The 10492-nt window shown below is 66.2% G+C and carries 9 protein-coding genes, 2 tRNA genes and 1 rRNA gene; 1 reads left to right on the top strand and 11 read right to left on the bottom strand.

What is annotated here, in order from left to right; all coding sequences use genetic code 11:
• Positions 1 to 146 precede the first annotated feature (146 nt).
• The 6 genes from DEFCA_RS0117405 to DEFCA_RS0117380 form a co-directional block, all read right to left on the bottom strand.
• Positions 147 to 222, bottom strand: a tRNA-Ala gene (locus tag DEFCA_RS0117405).
• A gap of 237 nt (positions 223 to 459) precedes the next feature.
• Positions 460 to 536 (bottom strand) — tRNA-Ile (locus tag DEFCA_RS0117400).
• 180 nt (positions 537 to 716) lie between these two features.
• Positions 717 to 2259: ribosomal RNA gene (locus DEFCA_RS0117395) — 16S ribosomal RNA — on the bottom strand.
• A 409-nt stretch (positions 2260 to 2668) separates the two neighbouring features.
• The gene (lepB, locus tag DEFCA_RS0117390) at positions 2669 to 3469 is read right to left on the bottom strand and encodes a signal peptidase I (protein ID WP_025324280.1); all 801 of its coding nucleotides are present in this window, start codon (positions 3467 to 3469) and stop codon (positions 2669 to 2671) included.
• Entirely contained in the window at positions 3466 to 5271 is a 1806-nt protein-coding gene (gene lepA / locus DEFCA_RS0117385) for a translation elongation factor 4 (protein WP_025324279.1), read from the bottom strand. The genes lepB and lepA overlap by 4 nt, the downstream gene beginning before the upstream one ends.
• The gene (locus DEFCA_RS0117380; protein ID WP_025324278.1) at positions 5268 to 6176 is read right to left on the bottom strand and encodes an ROK family protein; all 909 of its coding nucleotides are present in this window, start codon (positions 6174 to 6176) and stop codon (positions 5268 to 5270) included. Before DEFCA_RS0117380 ends, lepA begins: the two co-directional genes overlap by 4 nt.
• Before the next feature lie 506 nt (positions 6177 to 6682).
• Between DEFCA_RS0117380 and DEFCA_RS0117375 the strand changes: the two genes are divergently transcribed.
• Positions 6683 to 7459: an ATP-binding protein gene (locus DEFCA_RS0117375; protein ID WP_025324277.1), complete on the top strand. Its 777-nt coding sequence runs from the start codon at positions 6683 to 6685 to the stop codon at positions 7457 to 7459.
• 91 nt (positions 7460 to 7550) lie between these two features.
• Here the strand turns inward: DEFCA_RS0117375 and rplQ are convergent, their stop codons facing one another.
• The 5 genes from rplQ to rpsM are packed head-to-tail and all read right to left on the bottom strand — an operon-like array spanning position 7551 to position 10481.
• Positions 7551 to 7955 carry a 50S ribosomal protein L17 gene (gene rplQ, locus DEFCA_RS0117370; RefSeq protein ID WP_025324276.1) on the bottom strand — a complete coding sequence of 135 codons (405 nt, stop codon included), beginning with the start codon at positions 7953 to 7955 and terminating at the stop codon, positions 7551 to 7553.
• 25 nt (positions 7956 to 7980) lie between these two features.
• Positions 7981 to 9000 carry a DNA-directed RNA polymerase subunit alpha gene (locus tag DEFCA_RS0117365; RefSeq protein ID WP_035802955.1) on the bottom strand — a complete coding sequence of 340 codons (1020 nt, stop codon included), beginning with the start codon at positions 8998 to 9000 and terminating at the stop codon, positions 7981 to 7983.
• Between the two features lie 46 nt (positions 9001 to 9046).
• Positions 9047 to 9673, bottom strand: coding sequence for a 30S ribosomal protein S4 (rpsD, locus tag DEFCA_RS0117360; protein ID WP_025324274.1), 627 nt, complete (start codon positions 9671 to 9673; stop codon positions 9047 to 9049).
• A 29-nt stretch (positions 9674 to 9702) separates the two neighbouring features.
• The gene (gene rpsK, locus DEFCA_RS0117355; protein ID WP_025324273.1) at positions 9703 to 10092 is read right to left on the bottom strand and encodes a 30S ribosomal protein S11; all 390 of its coding nucleotides are present in this window, start codon (positions 10090 to 10092) and stop codon (positions 9703 to 9705) included.
• Positions 10093 to 10130: 38 nt separating this feature from the next.
• Positions 10131 to 10481, bottom strand: coding sequence for a 30S ribosomal protein S13 (rpsM, locus tag DEFCA_RS0117350; RefSeq protein WP_025324272.1), 351 nt, complete (start codon positions 10479 to 10481; stop codon positions 10131 to 10133).
• Positions 10482 to 10492: the final 11 nt, after the last annotated feature.

The following is a 10492-nucleotide window of genomic DNA, read 5'->3' as shown; positions in this document are numbered from 1 at the left end:
GACTGGAAACGAGAGACTAGACAACGGCAAACCCGCTGCCGCTTCTCTTCGTTCCCACCTCCCCAGCTCCATATCTATACACCAGAGACCAGAAAAATCTAGTTTCCAGTTTCCAGTTTCTAGTTTCTAGTCTCTAGTTTCTAGACTGGTGGAGGCGAACGGGCTCGAACCGATGACCTCCGGCTTGCAAAGCCGGCGCTCTCCCAACTGAGCTACGCCCCCATCTAGATACTAGAAACTAGAGACTAGAGACTAGAAGACCCCCCACACACCTCGTGGCCCCGGTGGGGCGCACCGAAACCGGCGTTCCCGCCGCTTCCAGCCCTTCGCCTCTAGTCCCTAGTTTCGTGCCGCCTCGCCTCCCCCCCCCCAACACACGAGACGGCTCTCGAAGAGACCAGAGACCAGAAACGCCCTCCCTCGCCTCTAGTTTCTAGCCTCTAGTCTCTAGTTTCTAGATGGTGGGCCTAGGTAGATTTGAACTACCGACCTCACGCTTATCAGGCGTGCGCTCTAACCAACTGAGCTATAGGCCCGCTCGTTTGTCCACGTCTGCTCCGTGTCAAAGATCCCAAAGCCCCCTTCCCAGGGGGCCTCTCGATCCCTCAAAACCAAACAGCGAAGGGTCGCCGGTCGTGCCTCGCTCCCTCCCGCACGCTCGCGTGCGAGTCTTCTTCCTTACTTCCGTCGGCCCGAAGACCAACGTTCTTCCTTAGAAAGGAGGTGATCCAGCCGCTGCTTCCGCAACGGCTACCTTGTTACGACTTCACCCCAATCACCACTCATACCTTGGTACGCTGCCTCCCTTGCGGGTTGGCCCACGCACTTCTGGTACAAGCGGCTCTCATGGTGTGACGGGCGGTGTGTACAAGGCCCGGGTACACATTCACCGCGGCATGCTGATCCGCGATTACTAGCGATTCCGCCTTCATGGAGTCGAGTTGCAGACTCCAATCCGAACTGGGACCGGCTTTTTGGGATTCGCTCCCCCTCGCGGGTTCGCTGCCCTTTGTACCGGCCATTGTAGTACGTGTGTAGCCCTGGGCATAAGGGCCATGATGACTTGACGTCATCCCCACCTTCCTCCGGCTTGACGCCGGCAGTCTCCCAAGAGTGCCCGGCTTCACCCGTTGGCAACATGGGACAGGGGTTGCGCTCGTTGCGGGACTTAACCCAACATCTCACGACACGAGCTGACGACAGCCATGCAGCACCTGTCTCCGCGTCCCCGAAGGGAACTCCCTGTTTCCAGAGATGGCGCGGGATGTCAAACCCAGGTAAGGTTCTTCGCGTTGCATCGAATTAAACCACATACTCCACCGCTTGTGCGGGCCCCCGTCAATTCCTTTGAGTTTTAGTCTTGCGACCGTACTCCCCAGGCGGGGTGCTTATCGCGTTAGCTCCGGCACAGAGGTCCGATACGACCCCCACACCAAGCACCCATCGTTTACGGCGTGGACTACCAGGGTCTCTAATCCTGTTTGCTCCCCACGCTTTCGCGCCTCAGCGTCAGTCTCGTCCCAGAGGGCCGCCTTCGCCACTGGTTTTCCTCCCGATATCTACGGATTTCACCCCTACACCGGGAATTCTGCCCTCCTCTTCCGGACTCAAGCCTGGCAGTTTCCGATGCACTTCCGGGGTTGAGCCCCGGGCTTTCACATCAGACTTGCCAAGCCGCCTACGCGCCCTTTACGCCCAGTAATTCCGAACAACGCTCGCACCCTCCGTGTTACCGCGGCTGCTGGCACGGAGTTAGCCGGTGCTTCCTCTGGTGGTACCGTCAGCTGCACCCAAAGTGCAGGGTTCTTCCCACCTGACAGGGCTTTACGACCCGAAGGCCTTCATCACCCACGCGGCGTCGCTGCGTCAGGGTTTCCCCCATTGCGCAATATTCCCCACTGCTGCCTCCCGTAGGAGTCTGGTCCGTGTCTCAGTACCAGTGTGGCTGATCATCCTCTCAGACCAGCTACCGATCGTCGCCTAGGTGGGCCCTTACCCCACCTACTAGCTAATCGGCCGCGGGCCCCTCCCCGGGCGACCCCGAAGGGCCTTTGACCCAACTCCCGCAGAAGTCGGGCCCCATGCGGTATTAGCCACCCTTTCGAGTGGTTATCCCCCACCCAGGGGCAGGTTACCCACGTGTTACTCACCCGTCTGCCGCTCTACTCACCCGCCCGAAGGCAAGCTTTCGCGCTCGACTTGCATGTGTTAGGCACGCCGCCAGCGTTCGTTCTGAGCCAGGATCAAACTCTCCAGTTTAATCCCTTCGGCTCGCACCTGCTCGTGCGTTCGGTCGCTCGACACAACCGGCTGTGAGCCCCTTCGCTATTCGGTTTTCAAAGATCGAAGCGCCCCGGTCCGGCCGGGGCAAGCGCTAACTCTATCCCATCCCCCCCACCCTGTCAACGCCTTTTTTCCTCCCCCCATCCCCCGCGGCCCCTTCCCCCCCGCCGCGAGAGCGCGCTTTATACCCCCCCGTCGTCCGACTGTCAACGCCCTTTTTACGCCTCATCGTCACTTTTCGGAACCGTCGGACCGCCCCTCCGGCCCCAGCGGCACAAAACCCTCAACCGCCACGCCGGTTTTGTCTCCCCCCTCCGCGGGAAGAAGAAAACGGGGGTGGGCCCGAAGACCCGGCCCCGAGCCCCATCTCCCAGGGTGGGGGGGCTCACCGGATCAGGTGGCCGATCCTCCCGAACCGGGGAAAGTGGCGCTCCGGGTCCCAGGACCAGTACAGGATGAATGCCTTGCCCCGGATCCGGGCGTCCTCCACGAACCCCCAAAACCGGCTGTCGTAGCTTCGGTCCCGGTTGTCCCCCATGACGAAGTACTGGCCCGGCGGTACCTTGACCGGCCCGAAGTTGTCCCGCCGCTCGAACCCCTCCGGCAGGGTCACCGGATCCACGTGGACGCCCCAGGGGTCGTCGATGGGTTTTCCGTTGATGTAGATCTTCTTGTTCCGGATCTCCACCCTGTCGCCGGGCTCGCCGATGATGCGCTTGATAAAGTCCTTGGTGTCGTCCACCGGGTAGGCGAACACCACCACGTCCCCCCGTCGGGGCGCACGGATCCGGAACACCCGCTTGTCGGTGTAGGGGATGCGGATGCCGTAGAGGAACTTGTTCACCAACAGGTGATCCCCGATCTGCAGGGTGGGAAGCATGGAGCCGGAAGGGATCTTGAAGGCCTGGACCACGCCGCCCCGGATCACCACGGCCAGCAAGATCGCCACCACCAGGGCCTCGCCGTACTCCACCAACTTTCCCGTCTGGGGAAGCGCCCCAAGGGCCACCCCCACCCCTCCGGCACCGGCCACCAGAAAGAACCCCACCAGGATCCAGCTGAGCTTCTGGTACGTCGGCACCGGCAGGAACGCGTTCAGGAGGGCCGCGCCCCCCCCCAACACCAGCAGGCCGGCTCCCCCCCAGAGATACGCCCTTCGTTTCCGCTCTGTGAATTCCTCACTCATTCGTCACCCACTTTCAAGATGGCCAAGAACGCCTCCTGGGGAATCTCGACCCGGCCCACCTGTTTCATCCGTTTCTTGCCCTCTTTCTGTCGCTCCAAGAGCTTGCGTTTCCGGGTGATGTCGCCGCCGTAACACTTGGCGGTGACGTTCTTCCGGAGGGCCTTCACGTTGGTCCGGGCGATCACCCGGGACCCGATGGCGGCCTGGATGCTCACCTCGAACAGCTGCCTCGGGATCAGCTCCTTCATCTTCCGGGTCAACGCGCTGCCCCGGTGGTACGCCTTGTCCCGGTGGACGATGACGCTCAGGGCGTCCACCGGCTCGCCGTTGACCAGGATGTCGAGCTTGATCAGATCGGAGGCCCGGTACTCGAGGAACTCGTAGTCCAGGGAGGCGTACCCACGGGACACGGTCTTTAGCCGGTCGTAGAAGTCCATCACAATCTCGCTCAGGGGCAGCTCGAACTCGATCTGCACCCGCTGCTTGCCATGGTACAGGAGGTTGCGCTGCACCCCCCGGCGCTCGATGCACAGCTTCATCACGTCGCCCAGGTACGCGTCGGGCACGTGAATCGTGGCCAGCACGAACGGCTCCTCGATGCGGGCCAGCCGGTTCGCCGGCGGCAGGCTGGCCGGGTTCTCCACCTCGGTCACGGTGCCGTCGGTCTGGACCGCCCGGTACCGCACCGTGGGCGCCGTGGTGATCAGATCCAGGCCGAACTCCCGCTCCAGGCGTTCCTGCACGATCTCCATGTGGAGCAGCCCCAGGAACCCGCACCGAAACCCGAATCCCAGGGCCTGGCTCACCTCGGGCTCGAACCGGAAGCTCGCATCGTTGAGCCGAAGCTTCTCCAACGCGTCCTTCAGGGAGTCGTAGTCGGCCGAGTCCTGGGGGTAGAGCCCGCTGAACACCATGGGCCGCACCTCCTTGAACCCGGGCAGCGGGTCGGTGGCCGGCCGATGGGCCTCGGTGATCGTGTCGCCGATCTTGACCTCCCGGACCTCCTTCACCCCTGCGATCACGAAGCCGACCTCACCGGCCGCCAGGGCCTCGGTCTCCCGGGCCTGGGGGGCGAACACCCCCACCTTGAGCACGTCGTACTCCCGCCCCGTGGCCATGAACCGGATACGGCTCCCCCTGGCGATACGGCCGTCCACCACCCGCACCAGGGCCACCACCCCCTGGTAAGCGTCGTACCAGGAGTCGAAGATCAGCGCCCGCAGGGCCCCCCCGGGCTCGCCCCGGGGCGGGGGAATCCGCCGGACGATCGCCTCCAGCACCTCGTCGGTACCGATCCCCTTCTTGGCGCTGGCCAAGATGGCGTCGCTCGCATCCAGGCCGATGACCTCCTCGATCTCGGCCTTGATCTCGTCCGGGCGGGCCCGTTCCAGGTCGATCTTGTTCAGGACCGGCACGATCTCCAGGTCGTTCTCCACGGCCAGGTACACGTTGGCCAGGGTTTGGGCCTCCACCCCCTGGCTCGCATCCACCACCAGCACCGCCCCTTCGCAGGCGGCCAGGCTCCGGGAGACCTCGTAGGAGAAGTCCACGTGCCCCGGCGTGTCGATCAGGTTGAGCACATAGGTCTCGCCGTCCGACGCCCGGTAGGACAGCCGGACCGTCTGGGCCTTGATCGTGATGCCCCGCTCCCGCTCGATCTCCAGGGTGTCGAGCATCTGCTCGCGCACCTCCCGCTGCGACACGGCGCCGGTTCGCTCCATGAGACGGTCGGCGAGCGTGGACTTTCCGTGGTCCACGTGGGCAATGATGCTGAAATTTCGGATCCGTTCCTGCGGCGTCATAAACCCAGACTCTCCCTCGCCAAAATAGAGGCCCCCACCACGCCCGCGTCGTCCCCCAGTTTCCACGGTCCCCAGCGGAACCGCTCCAAGGGCACGGCAAAGGCCCGTCTCTCCAGTTCCCGCCGGGCGTGGGGTTCCAGCAGGTCCCACGCCCCCGCGAGCCCCCCTCCGACCACGATCCGGTCCAGGTTCAGCAGATTGACCAGCCCGGCCGCCGCCACCCCCAGGGCCCTGCCGGCGCGGGCCAGAACCTGCCGGGCGGCCCGGTTGCCCGCCCGCGCCGCCCGCGCCACCGACAGGGCGCCCCCCTCGGCAGGCGCCCCCCTCGCCTGTGCCGCCCGCACCACGGCCGTGGCCGAGGCGTACATCTCCAGGCAGCCCCGGGCCCCGCAGGCGCACCGGGGTCCCCGAGGGTAGAGGGGCATGTGCCCCACCTCGCCGGCGCTTCCGTCCGGGCCCCGGTACAGAGACCCGTCCAGGATCAGCCCGCCGCCCACGCCCGTGCCCAGGGTGAGCACCAGCACCGTGCGCGCCCCGCGCCCGGCACCCCGCGCCCACTCCCCCACGGCGATGGCGTTCACGTCGTTCTCCACCCACACCGGCACGCCGAGGTCCCTCTGCAGATCGGGCCCCAAGGCCACTCCGGACAACCCGGACAGGTTGGGCGCCACCCTCACTGAGCCCCTGAGCGGGTCCACCAGTCCGGGAACCCCCACCCCCACGCCCCGCACCGTTTCGGACCCTGCCACCGCCCGAACCCCCTCGCGCAGCGCGTCCAGCACCCCGCCCCCGGCCAGGTGCCCCACGGCGCACCGCCACCGGCGCACGACCCGGTGCTCGCCGTCCAGCAGGGCCACCCGCAGATTGCTCCCCCCGAGGTCCGCCCCGACCCAGCGTTCGCTCACCTCGTCCGGTCTCCTAAATAACTTCGGTCGTCGGTCGTTGGTCGTCGGTCGTCGGTCGAAGGCTCGCCTCGGCATCGGAGCCGGGAGGCATGGGTTTCAGGAACCAGGATTCAGAAGTCGGTGGCCAGGGAGAAGGCTCTTCGGTTCCCCGAGAGGATCCCCCCGGGAACCCAAACTGCTTTTCGAGGTTTCCTGTCCGCTGAGTTCCGGTTCCTGAGACCCCATGCCTCCACCACCGAAACTGCGCGGGGATCGGTTCAAGCTCCTCCTTCGCCAGGCCGCCTCGCGGCCTACCGGAGCCGACTCTGAAAACTGGCCCCTGAACCGTAGGTTCCTTGCCCCGCCCCCGGAAAACCGCCCGTTTTTGGGAAAGGCGCGAGTCTATCAGCGCTCCGGCCGGTCCGTAAAGCAGCGCCCCTGGTTTTGACAGCCCGGAGACCCCGGTGGTATCTAGCCCCGGCTGACAACCGCACCAGCCTGCTCACGCATGGACGGAGGAACTCCTGATGAAAATCGCCATCAGCGGCAAAGGTGGGGTGGGCAAGACCACCCTCGCCGGCTGCCTCGCCCGGTACCTCGCAGACCAGGGTCAGACGGTTCTCGCCATCGACGCCGACCCCGACTCGAACCTTCCCTCGGCCGTGGGGGTGCCGCCCGAGCGGCTCGGCGAGGTGCAGCCCCTGGCCGCCATGAAGGAGTTGGTGGCCGAGCGCACGGGCGCCCAGCCCGGCACCATGGGCGGCATGTTCAAGCTCAACCCCAAGGTGGACGACATCCCGGACCGATTCTGCCTCGAGCACAACGGTGTGAAGCTCCTCACCCTCGGCACCGTGCCGAAGGGCGGTGGAGGGTGCCTGTGCCCCGAGAGCACCCTTCTGCGGGTGCTGATGCGCCACCTGATGGTGCGGCGGGGCGAGACCGTGATCGTGGACATGGAGGCCGGGCTCGAGCACCTGGCCCGGGGCAGCACCGAGAGCATGGACGCGTTCGTGGTGGTGGTGGAACCCGGCCAACGGGCCATCCAGACCGCCCACCAGATCCGCCGCCTCGCCTCGGACCTGGGGGTCCGTCGGGTGATGGTGGTGGGGAACAAGATCCGCGATCCGCAAGACCAGGAGGTGATCGCGAAAGGGGTCGCCCCGATGCCGGTCCTGGGGCACCTGCGCCTTCGCGATTCGATCCGGGAGGCGGATCGCGAGGGGGTGAGCCCCTACGACCTCGATCCCTCCCTCCGGGACGAGGTGGCCGGGATCTACGAGGCCCTGCGCCGGGCCGCGGATTGACGCAGGCCCCAGCGGCGCACAATAAGAACAGGGGCAGGCCCTCGGGCCTGCCCCTGTCGCGTTTTCGACGACGCTCCTCGCGGAGCCCCTGCTACTCGGAGGTGGCAGCCTCCGCCTCCTGCTCCCCGTCGCCGGCGTAGGGGCCGTCCACCAGCTCCAGCAGGCTCACGGGTGCGTTGTCGCCCCGGCGGTACCCCAGCTTCACGATCCGGGTGTACCCGCCCGGCCGATCCTGGTAACGGGGAGCCACCACCTCGAAGAGCCGCGCCACCGCGTCGCGGCCGCGCACGTAGGCGAGGGCCTGGCGGCGGGCGTGGAGCGTGCCCTGGCGGGCCAGGGTGATCAGCTTCTCGGCGACCCTGCGGGCCTCCTTTGCCTTCGCGTCCGTGGTCTGGACCCTCCCGTGCTCGATCAGGGAGGTCACGAGATTCCGAAGCATCGCCTTGCGATGGGCGGTGTCCCGGCCCAGCTTGCGGCCCGACTTGCGATGACGCATGGTCTAACCCCTTTTGTCCGTGGAATCAGGCGTCTTCCTCCAGGGCCCCCTCCTCGGGCGGAGTCCAGCCCGGGAGGCTCATCCCCAGATGCAGATTCATGGTGGCCAGCACGTCCTTGATCTCGTTGAGGGACTTGCGGCCGAAGTTCTTGGTCTTGAGCATCTCGGCGTCGGTCTTCTGCACGAGCTCGCCGATGTACCGGATGTTGGCGGCCTTCAGGCAGTTGGCGGCCCGCACCGACAGCTCCAGCTCGCTCACCTTGCGGTCGAGGTTCGGGTTGTAAGCGTACCCTTCCTCCGCCCCCTCGGTGCCCTCGGCGTGCGCGACCGGCTTCTCGTCCTCGTCGAAGTTGATGAAGACCTGAACCTGCTCCTTGAGGATCTTGGCGGCGTACCCCACGGCGTCGGCCGGGCGCACGCTCCCGTCGGTCCACACCTCCAGCACCAGCTTGTCGTAGTCGGTCCGCTGCCCCACCCGGGCCTGCTCCACCCGGAAGTTCACTTTCTCGATGGGGCTGAACACCGCGTCCATGGCGATCCAGCCGATGGGCATGTCCTCGTCGCGCATCCGGTCGGCCGTGACGTAGCCCTTGCCGACCTTCACCACCATCTCGGCGTCGAGCACCGCCCCCTCCGACAGGGTGGCGATCCGGTGGTCGGGGTTGAGCACCTCCAGGGTGCTGCCCACCTCCAGGTCCCCGGCCGTGACCTCGCCCGGGCCCGTGCGCTTCACGCGGATCCGCTTGGGCTTGTCCGTGTGGGCCCGGAACCGCACCTCCTTGAGGTTCAGGATGATGTCGGTCACGTCCTCCTTCACCCCGGGGATGGTGCTGAACTCGTGGGGCACCCCTTCAAACCGCACCTGACAGATCGCGGCCCCCTGGAGACTGGAGAGGAGCACCCGGCGCAGCGCGCTGCCCAGGGTGGTGCCGAACCCCCGCTCCAACGGCTCCGCCACGAACTTGCCGTAGCGGTCGGTGAGGGTCGCCTCGTCCGCCTCGATCCGTTTCGGTCGAATCAGCTCTTGCCAGTTCCGTTCCCTCAAGATATTCACCCTCCGCAGCTACCCCAGGTAACGCCCCAGGGGGCCCCTACTTGGAGTACAGCTCCACGATGAGGTGCTCTTCGATCGGCAGCGTGATGTCCTCGCGCTCCGGCCACTCCTTCACCGTGCCCTGGAACGCCTTCGGGTCCACCTCGATCCACCGGGCCGTGCCCCGGCTCCCCAGCGCCTCCAACGACTCCTGGATCGCCGGGATCTTCCGGCTCTTCTCCCGCACCGTCACCACGTCCCCGGGCTTGGTCTGGAACGAGGGGATGTTCACCTTGCGGCCGTTCACCTCGAAGTGCCCGTGCCGCACGAGCTGCCGCGCCTGGTTGCGGGAGACGGCGAACCCCATCCGGTACACCACGTTGTCGAGCCGGCACTCCAGGAGCCGCAGGAGGTTCTCGCCGGTGACACCCTTGCGCCGGTCCGCCTCCTGGAAGTACCGCCGGAACTGGCCCTCGAGCACGCCGTAGATCCGGCGCACCTTCTGCTTCTCCCGCAGCTGCCGGCCGTACTCGGTCACCTTCTGACGGCCCTGGCCGTGCTGGCCCGGGGGATAGTTCCGGCGCTCCACGGCGCACTTGTCGGTGTAGCACCGGTCGCCCTTCAGAAACAGCTTCATGCGTTCACGCCGGCACAGCCGGCAGACCGCTCCGCGATACCTGGCCAAGATGGATCCTCCTCTGGGTTCCTACGCGATCACACCCGGCGCCGCTTCGGCGGCCGGCACCCGTTGTGCGGGATGGGGGTCACGTCCTTGATGGAAGTGATGTTCAGGCCGGCGGCCGCCAGGGCCCGCACCGCGGCCTCCCGGCCGGAACCGGGCCCCTTCACCAGCACGGCGATGTTGCGCACGCCGTGCTCCATGGCCTTTTCGGCCGCGTCCCGGGCCGCGAGCTGGGCCGCGAAGGGGGTGCTCTTTCGCGACCCCTTGAACCCCGCCACGCCGGCGTTGGACCAGGCGATCGTGGCCCCGCCCGGGTCCGTGATCGTGATGATGGTGTTGTTGAACGTGCTCTGGATGTGCGCCACCGCGTCCCGGATGTTCTTCCGGACCTTCTTGGTGCGCCGACTCGATCCCTTTGCCATGGGTCCTCCGTTCGTTTCCTAAGGGGCGTCCGGGCCGACTAGCGGCGACGGGGGCCCTTGCGGGTCCGGGCGTTGGTCCGGGTGCGCTGCCCCCGCACCGGCAGACCTCGCCGGTGGCGCAGGCCCCGGTAGCACCCCAGGTCCATCAGGCGCTTCAGGTTGCCCAGCACCTCACGCCGCAGGTCGCCCTCCACCTTGTACTTCGCGTCGATGATCCGCCGGATCCGGTTGACCTCTTCGTCGTCGAGTTGGTCCGTCTTCTTATTGACGTCGACCTCGGCCTCTTGAAGGATCTTCTGGGCGCTCGTGCGCCCGATGCCGTAGATGTAGGTCAGCGCAATCTCGATCCGCTTGTTCTTCGGCAGATCCACACCAGCAATACGTGCCACAGGTCAACCTC

It is taken from the genome of Deferrisoma camini S3R1 (assembly GCF_000526155.1).
GTDB lineage: Bacteria > Desulfobacterota > Deferrisomatia > Deferrisomatales > Deferrisomataceae > Deferrisoma > Deferrisoma camini.
This window is presented reverse-complemented; position numbering and strand designations above follow the sequence as displayed.